This window comes from Paenibacillus taichungensis (genome assembly GCF_013359905.1).
Lineage (GTDB): Bacteria > Bacillota > Bacilli > Paenibacillales > Paenibacillaceae > Paenibacillus > Paenibacillus taichungensis.
On sequence record NZ_JABMCC010000101.1, the window covers coordinates 237,070 to 254,495 of the forward strand.

The following is a 17,426-nucleotide window of genomic DNA, read 5'->3' on the forward strand; positions in this document are numbered from 1 at the left end:
AGCTCCATCCTCCCGCCGTCTTTGTCCCCATCATATGAGGACAAGTGCAAGAATATGAATAAAACAAGCTGTTCATGTAAAGTATCTTCAAAGCTGGATTTAAAGGCCTTATGAGTAGACAATCGATGTCATAAAGATATTTAAACGTTAAAAAAAGAGCCAGAAATTCACATTCTGTCTCTTCATTCAATCTATCTTTTCAAAAAAACGATGGCACGCAGCCTATGATTGAGCTGGAGCTTCGGCAGTCAATACGGCTTTGCGGGACAAGTTGATACGGCCTTGTGGGTCAATTTCCGTTACTTTTACCGTAATGGAATCACCGATAGCAACAACATCTTCCACTTTAGCAACACGCTCTGTGGACAATTGTGAGATGTGTACCAGACCTTCTTTGTTCGGCAGCACTTCAACGAATGCACCAAACTTCTCAACACGTTTTACTTTACCTACATAAATCTCGCCGACCAGTACTTCACGTACAATGCCTTCGATGATCGATTTGGCTTTATCATTCATCTCTTGGTTAGAAGAGGCGATAAAGACACGTCCATCCTGTTCAATATCAATTTTAACACCGGTTTCCTCGATGATTTTATTGATAATTTTACCACCTGCACCGATAACATCACGGATTTTGTCCGGATTGATATGCATGGTTGTAATTTTAGGGGCATATTGTGACAACTGCTCACGTGGAGTTTTCATCACTTCGGTCATTTTGCTCAAGATGTGCATACGACCTTCTTTGGCTTGAGCCAATGCTTCAGACAAAATTTGACGATCAATTCCATCAATTTTGATGTCCATTTGAATTGCTGTTACACCATCAGGTGTTCCTGCTACTTTGAAGTCCATGTCACCGAGGTGATCTTCCATACCTTGAATGTCACTCAGGATGGATACATGATCTCCGTCTTTAATCAGACCCATAGCTACACCCGCAACCGGAGCTTTGATTGGTACACCTGCATCCATCATAGCCAATGTGCTGGCACAGATACTTGCCTGTGAAGTTGAACCGTTAGATTCCAATACTTCGGATACCAGACGAATCGTGTATGGGAAGTCTGTTTCGGAAGGAATTACTTTAGAAAGAGCACGTTCACCCAGTGCACCATGTCCGATTTCACGACGGCCTGGAGCACGCAATGGACGAGCTTCACCTACGCTGAACGGTGGGAAGTTATAGTGATGCATGAAACGTTTCGTTTCTTCAAGACTGATTCCATCCAAAATTTGAACATCACCCAGTGCACCAAGTGTACAAATGCTGAGCGCCTGTGTTTGACCACGAGTGAACAAACCTGAACCGTGAGTACGTGGCAGCAGGGAAGTATCACATTCAATTGGACGGATCTCAGCGAGTCCACGTCCATCCGGACGAACTTTATCATGAGTGATTAGGCGACGCACTTCTTCTTTAACGATATCGTGCAGCACTTCTTTCACATCTTTGAGCAGTTCTGGAGTCTCAATATACTTCTCTTCGAAGTGAGCAACGGTTTCGTCATTCACAAGATCGATTGCATCCTGACGTGCATGTTTTTCAGCAATTTTAACAGCTTCAACCAAACGAGCACTGGCGAACTCACGTACACTGCTGTTAACTTCAGCATTAACGGCATGCAATTTAACTGCCATTTTTTCTTTACCGGCCACTTGTACGAGTTGTTCAATGACTGCAACAATGTTCTTGATCTCGTCATGTCCGAACATGATTGCTTCCAGCATTACTTCTTCCGGAACTTCGTTCGCTTCCGCTTCAACCATCATAATGGCATCTTTGGTTCCTGCAACAACGAGTTCAATCTCACTTACCTCAAGCTGTGCAATCGTTGGGTTGATGATGAACTCACCATTAATACGTCCAACTTTTACGCCACCAATCGGTCCGCTGAATGGAACATCTGAAATGCTCAGTGCAGCCGATGTACCGATCATGGCAGCAATTTGCGGTTCGCAGTCCTGATCAACACTCATAACGATATTCAGAACTTGTACATCATTCCGGAAACCTTCAGGGAACAAAGGACGAATTGGACGGTCTGTCAAACGGCTCGAAAGAATCGCTTTCTCACTTGGTCTGCCTTCACGTTTAATAAATCCACCTGGGATTTTACCTACGGCATACAATCTTTCTTCATAGTTTACCGTTAATGGGAAAAAGTCCAGATCTTTAGGCTCACTTGATGCTGTCACGGTACACAATACAACGGTATCCCCGTATGTTACCTTAACGGCAGCATTAGCCTGCTTGGCCAAACGCCCTGTTTCAAGCGTAAGCGTTCTTCCACCAAGCTGCATTTCAACACGCTGTTCCATGAAATCCCTCCTTTTATTCGTTCCTAACACAATGGATTCTGCATTTTCACAGTATTTCCTGCTTGTCCTGCATTCATTAACTCCACAGCAACATGCTCACTTGCAAAACAAAAGCTCCTTGCGGAGCCATCAGCTACAAATATATGGCAACATGTTCATCTACAAAACAACCCGGCTGTAAGCTCCGCTTGTCCTTTTAGACAAAGGAATGACGGATAACAGCCAGGTTGATTTTGAAAACATGTACGATAATTAACGACGCAATCCGAGTTTTTCGATCAGTGCGCTGTAACGTTTAACATCTTTGTTTTTCACGTAAGCCAAAAGCTTACGACGTTGACCTACCATTTTCAAAAGTCCACGACGTGAGTGGTGGTCTTTCTTGTGCGTACGCAAGTGGTCTGTCAAACTTCTGATGTTTTCCGTAAGGATAGCAACTTGCACCTCAGGTGATCCAGTATCGGACTCATGAGTTTTGTGCTCGTCGATCAGTTGTTGTTTACGTTCTTGAGTCAATGCCATCCTATTCACCTCCTTCATTATAATCGCCATTAGCCTCGTCACCGCCGGTGAGAGCAAGTACCCAAGCCAAGGTTATGTGTTGTCTCAAACGACAACGTAGTACATTATATCATAGTTGCCCAGACAAAGTAAATGTAAACATGTATTTTGTCCTGGACCTTAGGATAACAGACGGGCGGCGGTTAATGCATCTTCACGAATCTGACTGATCAAGGCATCAATCGAGTCAAATTTTCGCTCTGCACGAATGTAATGAACGAGATCAACCTTTAATTCCTGGTCATATATCTGCCCATCAAAATCAAGCAAGTGCACCTCAAACGTAGGTTTCATCCCGTTTTCGTGAAAGGTAGGTTTCACACCAAGGTTCATGACGCCGCGCAGTTCCTGCTCCCCATACTGCACACGAACAGCGTAAACACCTTTCGCTGGCGTAACATAATGATCGGTAAGTTCAAGGTTAGCGGTAGGAAAACCAATGGTCCGCCCACGTTTCTCTCCATGAATTACAATTCCCCTGATACTATAAGGTCGTCCTAGCCATTGACTGGCTTCGTCCATTTCTCCACGCTTCAACAGGCCACGAATGAGAGAACTGCTTACCTTCTCACCATTTAACAGGAATGGAGGCACAGTTTCGACCGTCATTTCACCTTCTCCCAATGTGCGAAGAAGCTGCTCATCCCCTGCTCCCTTGTGACCGAAGCGGAAGTCAAAACCAACTACCGCTGTTCGAGTCTGAAGCGGAAGCAGCAGATCATGTGCAAATTGCTGTGGCGTCAATCTTGAGAACTCCTCATTGAATTCGACCACATAGAGTACGTCTACCCCCATCCCTGCCAGGATGTCTTCTTTATCTCTCAAGGGAGTTAAATAACCCTCGTAATCCCCTTTGCGCATAACTTCCTTCGGATGAGGATGAAAGGTCATCACCGCTGCCTGCATGCCCGTTTCGCGTGCAATGCGGACAGCTGACAAAATGACACTTGCATGTCCGAGATGCAGCCCGTCAAATTGACCGATCGCAAGCACTTGGGGATGTGTGCCCTGAACAGCCGATTGTAACGTCTGCGGATAGGTTAGCATTACGGTTTTCACAATCATTCACCTGCATTTCACTTGATAGGCCAGGCTTGAGTACCACCACTCAAACCAGGAACCTCTTTATTCCGGTAAAAAGACTTTAACAGCTCTCACCGTTGCTTTCAATTCATCCCGCTCAAATATCCCCAGAAACGTCCCATCCTGATCATATAACCGCAGTAGACCAGGTTGCTCTGCAGGCGGTTCGAGCAAACGCGCCGATAATTTCTGGCCCTGAAGGGCTCCCTTGGCCTGATCCGCACCCACCGTATGTGCCGGAATGGAAGAGATAGCTTCATCAACCGGAATCAGCACCTCGGCTAACGTTCCATCGATCATGCGTTGTTCCACTTCTTCAAAATGAAGGCAATGATCAGCAGAGATTCCAGCCGATATCGTACGCTCCAGATGTAGCATGGTGGACGGATAGCCCAATTTTTTGCCGATATCCACGCATAACGTTCGAATATAGGTTCCTTTGGAACATAAAGCACGGAACGATATATCCGTAGTGTCGCCTTGATTCTCAATTCCTGTCAATTCCAGTTCATAGATCGTAACCTCACGACTCTTACGCTCTACCGTTTTTCCTTCACGAGCAAGCTCGTAGAGACGTTTCCCATCCACTTTGACCGCGGAATACATAGGTGGAACCTGTGAGATGGTGCCCAGGAATTGCTCCAGCACCTGCTGAACCTGCTCCTGTGTCACCTCAACAGCTGTCTCCGACCGCTCAATAACTTCACCTGTCATATCCTCCGTGTCAGTCGACAGACCCAGTCGTAGCGTTGCCAGGTATTCCTTGGGAAGCTCCTGCATGTACTCCACCACACGTGTTGCCCGTCCTAGGCAAAGCGGTAGTACGCCAGTAACTTGCGGGTCCAATGTGCCTGTATGACCAATACGTTTCATTTTGAGAATGCGACGCATTTTAGCCACAACATCATGAGAAGTAAATCCCGCTGGTTTATACACTGGAAGTACACCTTCAAATGGTTTTACCATTGAGCATTCACCTGCTTCAGCACTAGTTCGACGATATCTTCCAACTTGCCCTCTACGCGACATCCAGCTGCAAGTACATGTCCGCCTCCACCAAAGTTCTGTGCAAGCGAGGCGACATCAACCTTACCAGCTGACCGAAGAGATACTTTCACCGCATTGTCATTGATTACTTTAAAAAAGATGCCCACTTCCACACCTTGAATGTTACGCGGGTAATTGACTACCCCTTCAAGATCTTCATTAGCCGCTCCACAAGAAATCATGTCTTCAGGCGTAATGACCACCCAGGCAATCTTGCCATCGTCAGTCATTTGCAGGCTTGAGAGTGCCTGATTCAATATACGGACTTGTGGGAGCGTAACCTGCTCAAGCAAAATCTGTGCAAGATAAGGTCCATTCACACCATGTTCAAGCAATTTGGATGCAGTGGTCATCACATTAGGACTCGTATTCGCATAGCGGAATCCACCTGTATCTGTTAGCAATCCTGTGTAGACTGCTGTAGCCACATCTTTATTCCACTTCACTGGGAAAAGATTGAGGAAATCAAACAGAATTTCAGCCGTTGCTGCTGCGTCTGGCTTAATGATGTTTACTGTTCCATACGCGTCATTGGTTGGATGATGATCAATATTTAAAATAACAGCATCATCTTCAAAATAATGACGAGTCAGGCCTACTCTGGAAAAGTCTGCACAATCCACACAGATAATCGCTTTGTATTTCCGCGCAGGTGGTTGTTCGGTCATGTTCACGATCTTGCCAGCTTCCCACAGAAAGTTCATGCGTTGTGGAATTTCACCTTCATTAATCATCGTGAATGTCTTGCCCAGACATGACAGCAGCCAGCCCACCGTTACCGTCGAGCTGACTGCGTCACCGTCCGGCTGTACATGCGACACGACCAGGTAATCATCATGCTCCAGCAGAAATTGCTTTCCGTCCTGAAGCGCCTGTTCATAAGTGTGCATTGCCGTCTCCTTTATTCTGTTACTCGGATTCGTTCTTGTCGGTACCGATATCACCAAGCAGCTTCTCAATTCGGCTGCCATATGCAATAGATTCGTCAATCTTGAATATCAACTCGGGAACGTGTCTAAAACGGATACGCTTGCCCAGTTCTGAACGCAAAAATCCATTTGCTTTTGCCAGCGCTTTAAGCGAGTTATCCTTTTGTTCCTGTTCACCAAAGACACTCAGATAAACTTTGGCTTGCGACAAGTCGCCTGTCACTTCGACTCCCGTTACGGTAATAAAGCCGATACGAGGATCTTTCAGTTCAGACTGGATGAGCACACTTAATTCTTTCTTGATCTGCTCGCCCACTCTACCTGTACGAATCTTAGCCATCGTTGTTCACCTCATGCTTCCTTGCTTATCGTTGTACTGTCTCCATAATGAAGGCTTCGATAACGTCGCCTTCTTTGAGATCATTGTATTTATCCAGCGTGATACCGCACTCGTAACCTTGGGCTACTTCTTTGGCATCATCTTTGTAACGTTTCAGGGAATCCAGCTTGCCTTCGTAAAGGACGATGCCATCACGAATCAGGCGTGCTTCCGCGGAACGCGTAATTTTACCCGAGGTAACCATACATCCAGCAATGGTGCCGACTTTACTGATGGAGAACGTGCTCCGAACTTCAGCATGACCGATTACTTTTTCTTTGTAAATCGGATCAAGCATGCCTTTCATTGCTTGTTCAATTTCTTCGATAACGCTGTAGATAACGCGATGCAGACGAATGTCTACTTGCTCTTGATCTGCAGTCGCTTTCGCCTGATTATCAGGACGAACGTTGAAACCAATCACGATGGCATTGGATGCTGCAGCCAAAATGATGTCAGACTCTGTGATTGCACCAGCGCCGCTATGAATAATCTTCACGCGTACACCTTCAACTTCGATCTTCGCAAGGGAACCTTTCAATGCTTCAACCGAACCTTGTACGTCACCTTTGATAATTACGTTCAAGTCTTTGATTTCACCGTCTTTGATGTGTTGGAACAAATCATCCAATGTCACACGTGTGTTTGTACCCAGATCGGATTCACGTTGTGTAATGGCACGTTTGTCGGCGATAGAACGCGCTTTACGCTCATCTTCAAACACCATGAACGGATCTCCCGCACCTGGAACTTCAGTCAGACCCGTAATTTCTACAGGTGTTGAAGGTCCAGCTTCTTTTAAACGGCGACCTTTGTCATTCACCATCGCACGTACACGACCGAAGCAGTTACCTGCAACAAAAGCATCTCCGACTTTCAATGTACCGTGTTGTACGAGAATACGGGCAACTGGGCCACGTCCTTTATCCAGCTCGGCTTCGATCACTGTACCACGGGCACGTTTGTCCGGGTTCGCTTTGTACTCGTTCACTTCTGCAACGAGCAGGATCATTTCAAGCAGACCTTCTAGACCAATTCTTTGTTTCGCCGAAACGTTAACAAAGATGGTGTCACCGCCCCACTCTTCCGGAACGAGTTCATAGTTGGTCAATTCTTGTTTTACTTTATCCGCATCTGCACCCGGCTTATCAATTTTGTTGACAGCTACGATAATTGGCAGTCCAGCAGCTTTGGCATGGTTAATCGCCTCAACCGTTTGTGGCATAACACCGTCATCTGCAGCTACAACAATAATTGTAATATCCGTAACCTGTGCTCCACGTGCACGCATAGCAGTAAACGCTTCGTGACCTGGTGTATCCAAGAACGTGATTTTTTTGTTGTTAATTTCAACTTGATAAGCACCGATATGCTGCGTGATACCGCCTGCTTCTCCACCCGTTACATTCGTTGAACGAATCGCATCAAGTAATGTTGTTTTACCATGGTCAACGTGACCCATGATCGTAACTACCGGAGGACGGGACTGCAAGTCAGCAGGATCATCATTCTCTTCAAGTGTTTCGAAGCGGTCATCTTCAAGGACAATTTTCACTTCAACCTCAACACCGAATTCTCCAGCAAGCAGCAGGATTGTTTCGATATCAAGCTCTTGGTTAATCGTTGCCATTACACCCATTGCAATGAGTTTTTTGATAACTTCAGAAGCATCTTTATGGAGCAACTTCGCTGTTTCACCAACAGTCATGTCACCACGTACGATGATTTTCTTAGGTGTGTTATCAATTTTCTCACGTTGTTGGTACTGTTGTTGATTTCTGTTGCGATTGTTCTTGCCACCACGATTACCGCGGAAGTTGCCGCCACGGTTGTCGTCATAACGACGTCCACCGCCACCGCTGTTTGAACGGTTGCCGCTGTTGTTGTTATTGCCGGAATTACCTTGGCCGCCTCTGCGTTGGCCTTGTCCTGAGCTCTGTCCTTGGCCACCAGTACGGTTGCCGCCAGTGCCAGTGTTGCCACCGCTGTTCGGTCCTGCGCTTCTTGTTTGACCGCCACCGCTATTCGCTGGACGTTGACCCGTACTTTGCGGACGGGATGCTGTACTGCTTTGTCCACCTTGAGCTGGTCTTGGACGATTACTTGATTGTCCTCCTTGGCTTGAGCCTTGGGAAGAGTTTGTTCTGTTGCGGCTGTCTTGGCCGCTAGGTCTTTGGGAGCCATTGTTATTGTTGGAATTTGGTCTATTGTTCATACCTACCTGCTTTTCCTGTTGTATTTTTGTTTGTACGGGACTACCGGATGGGTTGCTGCTATTCGGCGTGTTCACTCCGCCGGCCGGCTTGTTGCTGTCCACTGTTTTGTCACTGCGCACTGACGAAGTAGCAACGGATTTTGCTTCGTTACTTTGTTTGGAAGCGGCAGTGGATTTTATATCTTTAAAAAATTGTTCCACCTTACCGACTGAACCATTCTCCATGACACTCATATGATTGTTTACGGGAATATCCAGCTTTTTAAGAATGGTTATAATTTCTTTACTACTCATATTAAGGGACTTCGCATATTCATAAACTCGCAATTTATCCTTGTTTTCCTGTTTACTCAATATACTCCACCTCCGACATTATACCGACTTGCTTGGAGATCATTTTTGCAAACCCTCGATCCGTTACTGCAAGAACAACCCGCGTTTCTTTACCGATACTTGAACCCAGACTATCCCGGTCAAATCCGATCACCAGTGGAACTTTATATGTCCCGCATTTGTCGCGAAATTTCTTTTGTGTATTGGCCGAGGCGTCACCCGCAACAATAACCATTTTAGCTTCGGAAGAACGGATCGCTTTAAGTACAATTTCTTCACCTGTTACAAGTTTGCCTGCACGCATGGAGAGTCCCAGATAAGACAATGTTTTATTATTCATCATGTTCACGCTCCTGTGCTGCTATGAATTCGTCCTCTACCGCAACGAAATCAGCTGCCAATTGCTCATAAATTTCCGGTGAGACTTTGCCCTTGAGCGCCCGATCCAAAGACCGGTTTTTGAGTGCAAGCTTAAAACAGGACTCTTTGCCGCATAAATAAGCACCACGTCCGGACTTTTTGCCAGTCAAATCGATCAGCACTTCATCCTCTGGCGTTTTAACGATACGGATCAGCTGCTTTTTGGGCATCATTTCCTGACACGCCACACATTTGCGCAGCGGTACTTTTTTAGTTTTCATACGTTAGCGCCCCCCCGTGCTTTACTTTAGTCGACGGAGACGGAATCTTGGTGCATTTCCGAAGAAGAATCTTTCTCTCTGCCGAATTCCTGTTCCGCCTGGCTCTCGCTCTTAATGTCGATTTTCCAGCCGGTCAGTTTGGCTGCCAATCGGGCATTTTGGCCTTTGATCCCAATGGCGAGGGACAGCTGATAGTCAGGAACAATAACCCGAGCCATCTTTTCTTCCTCGAATACTTGAACTTCCAATACTTTGGAAGGACTAAGTGCATTTGCCACATATTCGTCTACCTGGTCGGAGAAACGAACGATGTCAATTTTTTCACCGCGCAGCTCACCCACAATGGTCTGCACGCGCATTCCCTTAGGACCTACACATGATCCAACTGGATCAACTTCCTCATTGCGGGAATGAACAGCAATTTTGGAGCGGAAGCCCGCTTCACGTGCGACGGAGCGGATCTCGACTACGCCGTCAAAAATTTCAGGTACTTCCAGTTCAAAGAGACGTTTCAACAAGCCCGGATGTGTACGGGACAAAATGATTTGCGGCCCTTTGGTCGTATTCTCGACCTTGGTGATGTACGCTTTAATACGGTCACCATGAACAAACTTCTCGTTCGGCATCAATTCGGTCAGCGGCAATGCCGCTTCGATTTTGCCCAGATCGATGTAGATATTGCGCAAATCCTGACGCTGCACCACTCCCGTAACGATATCTTCTTCCTTATCAACGAAAGCGTTGTAGATCAGGCCGCGTTCGGCTTCACGAATCCGCTGGGTCACTACCTGTTTGGCAGTTTGTGCGGCGATACGTCCGAAATCACGCGGCGTAACTTCAATCTCCGCAATATCTTCCAGCTGGAAGTGTGGGTTGATCTCTCGTGCAGCAGGCAATGAAATTTCGGTACGTGAATCCAGGACTTCTTCCACGATCAATTTGCGGGCATACACCCGGATAACACCCGTATTACGGTTCATGTCAACACGCACATTCTGGGCGGTGTTGAAATTACGCTTGTAGCTGGAGATGAGTGCTGCCTCGATCGCTTCAAACAGCACATCCTTACTGATCCCTTTTTCCCGCTCCAATTCATTCATTGCTTCAATAAAATCCATACTCATGAATGTTGATCCCCCTTTCAAACATGGCATCTCATACGTAAAACGGCGAAAGGCTCTAAACTCATGAGCACCTTGCCGTTATCGTGAGATGTGTCTTTTTTCATTAATAAGTGAACAAGGCACTTAAAACAGAATGGCCAGGCGCGCACTCGCAACCTTGTCATAAAGAATGGCATGCTGTTTCTTGCCTGCTTCGATCACAAGTTCCCCGTCATCAAAGGAAAGCAGCTTGCCTTCAAATTCCTTTATACCATTTACCGGCTCGTAGGTTGTAACAAATACGTTTTTACCTACGGATTTGGCAACGTCCTCCGGTTTTTTCAGTGGACGCTCCGCACCGGGAGAAGACACTTCAAGGAAATAGATGGTCGGAATCGGATCGTTCTCATCCAGCTTGGCGCTTAGCTTTTCGCTGATCAAGACACAATCATCGATGTCGATGCCACCCTCTTTGTCGACATACACCCGTAAAAACCAGTTGCTGCCTTCTTTGACGTATTCGATGTCAACCAGCTCGAAGCCTTGTTCGTTCAAGTAGGGTTGGATCATTTCTTCCACGGTAGATTTAATGTTCGTTGTGCTCAAAACCGATAACCTCCAACTTAGGTTACACCAGCAAATAATGGCTGGCAATTTCTTCATTACCCAAGATTCTTGTATACCAAAGACTAAAGAGTGGGTTTCCCCACTCTTTAGAAATTCGTACTATCTCGTTCACTTCAAAAATTATAACATAGTCTGGTAATAGTGACAAGTAAGCGATCACTCAGCCATTTTAACCACTAATGAAGAAAAATTTACGTAATCACATTACAGACCATAAATAGATACTCAAAATGCCATTTTAGAACAAGGATAATTGATTGCTTTCCGGCAAACCGCGGAAGCATCCCATGCCCGTCAGCAACTCAACAATTGTTTTACTTGCTTTGGACTTTTGCTGGAAATCTTCAATCGACAGGAATTCTCCATGCTCTCTTGCTGCAGCGATATTGCGTGCAGCATTATCCCCGATTCCTCCCAGTGCCGAAAACGGAGGAATAAGAGAATTTCCGTCAACAATAAACTTCGTTGCTTCCGAGCGATACAGATCAATTGGCTTGAGTGAGAATCCGCGTGCTGCCATTTCCAATGCCATCTCAAGGACAGGCAGCATGTTTTTTTCTTTTGGCGGTGCCTGGAAACCTAATTGTTCAATTTCTACGATCTTCCGATAGATAGGCTCATAGCCCTGACATACCAGTTCAATGTCAAACTCATCGGCACGAACTGTGAAGTATGTCGCGTAGTATTCAATTGGGTGATACAGCTTAAAGAAAGCTGTACGCACTGCTGAGATAACATAAGCGGCCGCGTGGGCCTTTGGAAACATGTACTGGATTTTAAGACAGGAATCAATGTACCATTGCGGCACCTTGCAATTTTTCATCTCATCAATCCATTCTTGCGGCAAACCACGTCCCTTACGCACACTCTCCGTAATTTTAAAGGCAAGACTGGCGTCCATGCCCGCCTTATAGATCAGGAACAACATGATATCATCCCGGCAACCAATCACCGTTTTGATGTTACAAGTTCCATTTTTGATTAGATCTTGTGCATTACCAAGCCATACCCCCGTACCATGAGACAATCCGGAGATTTGGAGTAGATCGGCAAAAGACGAAGGCTGGGATTCAATAAGCATCTGACGTACAAACTTAGTCCCCATCTCTGGCACACCAAAAGTGGCAACTGGTGAACGAATCTGCTCTGGCGTAACGCCGAGTGCTTCGGTAGAGTTGAACATGCTCATGACCTTAGGATCATTCATCGGAATGGTCGTTGGATCGATACCTGTCAAATCCTGCAGCATCCGCATCATAGTTGGATCATCGTGCCCCAGAATATCGAGTTTTAGCAAGTTCTCTTCGAAGGCGTGATAGTCAAAGTGTGTTGTTTTCCACTCCGCATTAACGTCATCCGCCGGGAATTGCACAGGCGTTACATCTTCCACTTCAATATAATCCGGTACAACAACAATACCACCGGGATGCTGTCCTGTACTACGTTTAACCCCGGTACAACCTGAGGCCAAACGGTTCAGTTCTGCTCCTCGCCATTTCTTATGATGTTCCTCCTCATATTTCTTGGCAAAACCAAATGCTGTTTTTTCAGCTACCGTACCAATTGTGCCCGCACGGAACACACTCTTTTCGCTGAAAAGCACCTTCGTATAGTTATGGGCATGCGGCTGATAATCACCCGAGAAGTTCAAGTCAATATCGGGAACCTTGTCCCCTTTAAAACCAAGGAACGTCTCAAACGGAATATCTTGCCCTTCGCCTTTTAACCGGCCTCCACAATCAGGGCATTCTTTCTCAGGAAGGTCAAATCCACTCGGCACACTTCCGTCGAGGAACCACTCACTGTGCTTACACTCCGGATTTACACAAATATAGTGCGCTGGCAACGGATTAACCTCGGAAATCCCCAGGAAAGTAGCAACTACAGAAGAACCAACTGATCCCCGTGATCCGACAAGGTACCCGTCCTGATTCGATTTTTTAACCAAACGTTCCGAGATCAGATAGTTGGCAGAAAAACCGTATTTGATAATTGGATTCAATTCTTTCTCCAGTCGTGCCACAATGACTTCCGGCAGTTCCTCACCATAAATCGACTTGGCGGTATTATAGCAGGTATTACGGATCTCATCGTCTGCGCCTTCCAAAATCGGAGTGAACAGCTTGTCCGGGAACAGCTTGATTTCCTCGAACCGATCTGCCAATTCAACCGTATTCGTAACAACGACTTCGTAGGCTTTATCTTGGCCCAGGTACTGGAACTCTTCCAGCATTTCATCCGTCGTTCTTAGATGAGCATCCGGTTTACGTTGATCTTTGAGCGGGCTGAACCCCGTAATTCCGTGAATCGTGATATCCCGATATAGCTTGTCGCGCGGCTCGAGATAATGCACGTTACCTGTGGCTATTACCGGTTTCCCCAATTTTTGACCAATGTCAACAACTTTACGAACAGCGAGCTTCAATTCCTCTGGCGTAGCCACGAGCCCTTTGTCCACCAAATGCATATACATTGTCAAAGGCTGGATCTCCAGAATGTCATAGAAATGCGCTATCTCTTCCGCCTCTTCAAGCGATTTGTTCAACACAGCCTCGAAAAACTCACCTTTTTCACAACCCGATAAAATAATGAGACCTTCACGCAAATTGATCAGCTTCGATTTTGGAATACAAGGCACCCGTTTGAAATGCTCTGTATGAGAAAGTGATACCAGTTTATAGAGATTCTTTTTGCCGACATCATTCAAAGCATAGATGCCGCAATGGAATGGACGCGTATTTGAAAGATCAACTCCGACATAATCATTAAGCCGATCAAGCATGGTCAGGCCTTTCATCTGAGCGGCATCATTAACCAATCCATTCAGTATACCAGCGAGCGCAATCGTATCATCAATCGCCCGGTGATGACTTTCCAGTGCTACTTTATATTTATCCGCCAGCGTATTCAGACGGTGGTTCTTCATTTTTGGATATAACAACCGTGCCAGTTCCAAAGTATCGAGTACAGGGTTCTGAAGCTCAGGCATGCCAAGCTGTTTCAGCGAAGCCTGAATAAAGCCCATATCGAATCGCGCATTATGTGCAACCAGTACGCCATCTCCGGCAAACTTCACAAAATCATGAATAACCGGTTCTAGCTCAGGTGCATCCTTCACCATTTCATCGTTAATATTAGTCAACTGCTGAATGTTATATGGGATGCGCTCATGCGGATTTACAAACGTAGCAAAGCGGTCAATTTCTTTACCGTCCTCTACCTTCACTGCCGCAATTTCGATGATCTTGTTCTGGGTTACAGACAGACCTGTGGTCTCAATATCAAACACGATATATGTCGCTGATTTGAGTTCCAACGGCTGTGGTGCCATAACAACAGCAACCGAATCATTCACCACATTGGCCTCAAGGCCGTAGATCATTTTAATTCCGTTTTTCTTGGCCGCTTTGGACGCCTCCGGATACACCTGCACACCGCCATGATCACTTACGGCGATTGCCTTGTGTCCCCATTCCGCTGCAGTCTTTACGTATTTGTCGATCGAAGTTACGGCATCCATTGTACTCATTGTGGAGTGCAGATGGAACTCAACCCGTTTCTCAGCTGCATTATCCTTACGGGATGGCGGTGCCTTTACTTCAACCAAATCTGAAGGAATCATGGCAAGTTCCGGAATTTGCATAAACCGGTCGTATTCTACACGGCCACGCACTTTCACCCATTTCCCATTGGCCAGCAAGCTCAGGATTTTGACATCCTCTTTTGTTTTGGCAAACATCTTCATTTGCATGGAATCCGTGAAATCCGTGAGATAAAAAGTAAACAACGTATTCCCGTTCCGCAACTCCTTGCGATCCAGACCGAAGACCGTTCCTTGCAACGTAACCTTTTTCTCTTCATCCTGAATTTCCTGCATAGGTATAGGTGGTTCCTTGATATCATATCCCATCTGTAAACGAACATCGCCCTGTTCTTCCTCTTCAGGCATTTCCGAGTCCACTTCACTCATCATCTGCTCAATAACTTGAAGCTCTTCTTCCCGCTTCTTGAGCTGGAATTGTTCCATCGCCTCTTTGTTGCTTTCAACCTCACCAACCAGCAATTTGACCCGCAAGGGCAGTTGAAAATACTTATCATAAAAAGTAGTTATAGCTTGATCGATCTGTTTCTTCTTCGCAAGCTCCATCGACATGGCATCACTCATGGTCAATTGCAGCAGATCTGCTTCACATTCGAACTTGGTGCGGTTCATCCAACCATTAACAGATGGAATTTCCCTTGTAACCCATTCAAGGAACAAGTTCCAATACTCACTGACAATATCACCAATCTCGACCTGATCACTATATTTGAAACCAAACGTGATCTTGGAAATGTGATTCATTTTCTCCTGGATGTGCAGGCAAAATGTTCGATAGATTGGAGCAGGAACCAAGGTATCTTTTGCAATCACAATAGTCCAGTCGCGGTTGCTACGGCTTGTCTCCACCCGTTCAATCCATCCATCCAAAAAGTAGGGCTCTATTAGGCCAGCCGGAAGTTCCGTCTGTTTCATCAACAACTCAAACCGTTTTCTCTTCTCCTCGAATCCACTCATCGTGTTCCTCCTTGTACCCCCTTAAAACAGGAAAAGCCTCTGCATTCAAAAATGTCCCCGATCCGAACCCGCACCGACTCATTTTATCCGACAGAAGCTCTCCATTCCTTACTCTTACGTTGAATAAGTGCCGTTAGTCAGGTTATCCTGACTTAGTACGCTCTTGCAAACACTACCGTGTGTTTCGCCTCTTCACCACAAGCCAGGCACGTATGCTTTTCTTCCGCAGGCTGGAACGGAATGTTCCGGCTTGTTGCACCTGTTACTTCTCTTACTTTATCTTCGCAAGCTTCAGAACCGCACCATCCAGCCAGTGTGAACCCGCGTTTGTTTTCCATCAATTCCTTCATCTCATCAAGCGTATCTACAGAGTAGAAGTTGTCCGACATAAACGTGCGAGCACGTTGCAGCATATCGGCTTGCACTTGAGTCAGCATAGTCTGGATTTCTTCCACCAGATTTGCTTGTTCAACGACTTTCTTCTCTCCAGTAATCCGGGAAACGAGAACACATACACCGTTCTCCATATCACGCGGACCAATTTCGAGACGAATCGGAACACCACGCATCTCATATTCGTTGAATTTCCAGCCTGGACGAACATCACTGCGATCATCCATTTTCACACGAATTCCCGCTTGTTTCAGTTCAGCGAACAACTCGTCCGCACGGCCTACAACGGCATCACGTGTTTTTGGCGGTCCAATTGGAATCATAACCACTTGCGTTGGTGCAACTTTAGGAGGAAGAACCAGACCACGGTCATCTCCGTGAACCATAATTAACGCACCGATTAAACGTGTGCTTACCCCCCATGAAGTGGTGTAAGCCAGCTCCAGCACATTATTACGGCTAAGATACTGAATTTCAAATGCTTTTGCAAAGTTAGTTCCCATGTAGTGTGATGTACCTGCTTGTACAGCACGTCCATCCTTCATCATGGCTTCGATCGAGTACGTATCCACCGCACCCGCAAACTTCTCGGATTTGGTTTTCTGACCTACAATTACCGGAATAGCCAAATACTCTTCAACCACTTCACGATAAATCTGAAGCATCTTCATTGTTTCTTCACGTGCTTCTTCTTCGGTCTCATGCGCAGTGTGACCTTCCTGCCACAGGAACTCACTTGTGCGAAGGAAAGGCAACGTTCTTTTTTCCCAACGGACTACGTTAGCCCACTGGTTGATCAATACCGGAAGATCCCGATAAGACTGAATCCACTTGGAATACATGTGACCAATAATCGTTTCGGATGTAGGACGGATTGCCAGACGTTCTTCCAGCTTCTCTCCCCCAGCTTCCGTAACCCAAGGCAATTCGGGATTGAAGCCTTCAACATGTTCTTTTTCTTTTTGGAAAAAGCTCTCAGGAATGAACATCGGGAAGTAAGCATTGCGATGGCCCGTTTCACGGAAACGACGATCCAACTCATCCTTAATATGTTCCCAGATCTCAAATCCGTCTGGTTTGAAAACAATACAACCGCGTACGGGTGCATAGTCCATGAGATCAGCTTTTTTAATAACATCAATGTACCAGCGTGAGAAATCCTCGCCCTGAGGTGTAATTTCAGTCACGAACTGTTTATCATTTTCCTTTGACATAAGACTCCAGCGTCCTCC

The 17,426-nt window shown here is 46.1% G+C and carries 13 protein-coding genes; all 13 read right to left on the reverse strand.

Annotated elements, in window-relative coordinates; genetic code table 11:
• Positions 1-222: 222 nt before the first annotated feature.
• Positions 223-2,325, reverse strand: a complete 2,103-nt coding sequence (gene pnp / locus HP548_RS07805) for a polyribonucleotide nucleotidyltransferase (RefSeq protein ID WP_063566373.1) — start codon at positions 2,323-2,325, stop codon at positions 223-225.
• A gap of 252 nt (positions 2,326-2,577) precedes the next feature.
• Positions 2,578-2,847 (reverse strand): 30S ribosomal protein S15, encoded by a 270-nt coding sequence (rpsO, locus tag HP548_RS07810; protein WP_056700672.1) that lies wholly within the window; start codon positions 2,845-2,847, stop codon positions 2,578-2,580.
• A 159-nt stretch (positions 2,848-3,006) separates the two neighbouring features.
• Positions 3,007-3,945 carry a bifunctional riboflavin kinase/FAD synthetase gene (locus tag HP548_RS07815; RefSeq protein WP_063566432.1) on the reverse strand — a complete coding sequence of 313 codons (939 nt, stop codon included), beginning with the start codon at positions 3,943-3,945 and terminating at the stop codon, positions 3,007-3,009.
• A gap of 66 nt (positions 3,946-4,011) precedes the next feature.
• The gene (truB, locus tag HP548_RS07820; RefSeq protein WP_076289531.1) at positions 4,012-4,935 is read right to left on the reverse strand and encodes a tRNA pseudouridine(55) synthase TruB; all 924 of its coding nucleotides are present in this window, start codon (positions 4,933-4,935) and stop codon (positions 4,012-4,014) included.
• The gene (locus tag HP548_RS07825) at positions 4,929-5,906 is read right to left on the reverse strand and encodes a DHH family phosphoesterase (RefSeq protein ID WP_175381342.1); all 978 of its coding nucleotides are present in this window, start codon (positions 5,904-5,906) and stop codon (positions 4,929-4,931) included. Before HP548_RS07825 ends, truB begins: the two co-directional genes overlap by 7 nt.
• A 19-nt stretch (positions 5,907-5,925) precedes the next feature.
• Positions 5,926-6,285, reverse strand: coding sequence for a 30S ribosome-binding factor RbfA (gene rbfA, locus HP548_RS07830; RefSeq protein ID WP_175381343.1), 360 nt, complete (start codon positions 6,283-6,285; stop codon positions 5,926-5,928).
• Between the two features lie 25 nt (positions 6,286-6,310).
• Positions 6,311-8,893 carry a translation initiation factor IF-2 gene (gene infB, locus HP548_RS07835; protein WP_076289529.1) on the reverse strand — a complete coding sequence of 861 codons (2,583 nt, stop codon included), beginning with the start codon at positions 8,891-8,893 and terminating at the stop codon, positions 6,311-6,313.
• Positions 8,886-9,215: a YlxQ family RNA-binding protein gene (locus HP548_RS07840; protein ID WP_029880929.1), complete on the reverse strand. Its 330-nt coding sequence runs from the start codon at positions 9,213-9,215 to the stop codon at positions 8,886-8,888. Before HP548_RS07840 ends, infB begins: the two co-directional genes overlap by 8 nt.
• The gene (gene rnpM / locus HP548_RS07845) at positions 9,205-9,513 is read right to left on the reverse strand and encodes an RNase P modulator RnpM (protein WP_053783828.1); all 309 of its coding nucleotides are present in this window, start codon (positions 9,511-9,513) and stop codon (positions 9,205-9,207) included. The genes HP548_RS07840 and rnpM overlap by 11 nt, the downstream gene beginning before the upstream one ends.
• Positions 9,514-9,539: 26 nt before the next feature.
• Positions 9,540-10,637 carry a transcription termination factor NusA gene (gene nusA / locus HP548_RS07850; protein ID WP_062326087.1) on the reverse strand — a complete coding sequence of 366 codons (1,098 nt, stop codon included), beginning with the start codon at positions 10,635-10,637 and terminating at the stop codon, positions 9,540-9,542.
• Between the two features lie 123 nt (positions 10,638-10,760).
• On the reverse strand, positions 10,761-11,222 hold the full coding sequence (rimP, locus tag HP548_RS07855) for a ribosome maturation factor RimP (protein WP_062326086.1): 462 nt from the start codon (positions 11,220-11,222) through the stop codon (positions 10,761-10,763).
• A 259-nt stretch (positions 11,223-11,481) separates the two neighbouring features.
• Positions 11,482-15,801 carry a PolC-type DNA polymerase III gene (locus tag HP548_RS07860; protein WP_175381344.1) on the reverse strand — a complete coding sequence of 1,440 codons (4,320 nt, stop codon included), beginning with the start codon at positions 15,799-15,801 and terminating at the stop codon, positions 11,482-11,484.
• A 152-nt stretch (positions 15,802-15,953) separates the two neighbouring features.
• The gene (gene proS, locus HP548_RS07865) at positions 15,954-17,408 is read right to left on the reverse strand and encodes a proline--tRNA ligase (RefSeq protein ID WP_076289527.1); all 1,455 of its coding nucleotides are present in this window, start codon (positions 17,406-17,408) and stop codon (positions 15,954-15,956) included.
• Between the last annotated feature and the right edge of the window lie 18 nt (positions 17,409-17,426).

What these genes read in the sequence shown, in the direction of transcription:
- pnp (WP_063566373.1), bottom strand. Translation starts at nt 2,325, where the DNA reads ATGGAACAGCGTGTTGAAATGCAGCTTGGTGGAAGAACGCTTACGCTT.
- rpsO (WP_056700672.1), bottom strand. Translation starts at nt 2,847, where the DNA reads ATGGCATTGACTCAAGAACGTAAACAACAACTGATCGACGAGCACAAA.
- truB (WP_076289531.1), bottom strand. Translation starts at nt 4,935, where the DNA reads ATGGTAAAACCATTTGAAGGTGTACTTCCAGTGTATAAACCAGCGGGA.
- HP548_RS07825 (WP_175381342.1), bottom strand. Translation starts at nt 5,906, where the DNA reads ATGCACACTTATGAACAGGCGCTTCAGGACGGAAAGCAATTTCTGCTG.
- rbfA (WP_175381343.1), bottom strand. Translation starts at nt 6,285, where the DNA reads ATGGCTAAGATTCGTACAGGTAGAGTGGGCGAGCAGATCAAGAAAGAA.
- HP548_RS07840 (WP_029880929.1), bottom strand. Translation starts at nt 9,215, where the DNA reads ATGATGAATAATAAAACATTGTCTTATCTGGGACTCTCCATGCGTGCA.
- rnpM (WP_053783828.1), bottom strand. Translation starts at nt 9,513, where the DNA reads ATGAAAACTAAAAAAGTACCGCTGCGCAAATGTGTGGCGTGTCAGGAA.
- nusA (WP_062326087.1), bottom strand. Translation starts at nt 10,637, where the DNA reads ATGAGTATGGATTTTATTGAAGCAATGAATGAATTGGAGCGGGAAAAA.
- HP548_RS07860 (WP_175381344.1), bottom strand. Translation starts at nt 15,801, where the DNA reads ATGAGTGGATTCGAGGAGAAGAGAAAACGGTTTGAGTTGTTGATGAAA.
- proS (WP_076289527.1), bottom strand. Translation starts at nt 17,408, where the DNA reads ATGTCAAAGGAAAATGATAAACAGTTCGTGACTGAAATTACACCTCAG.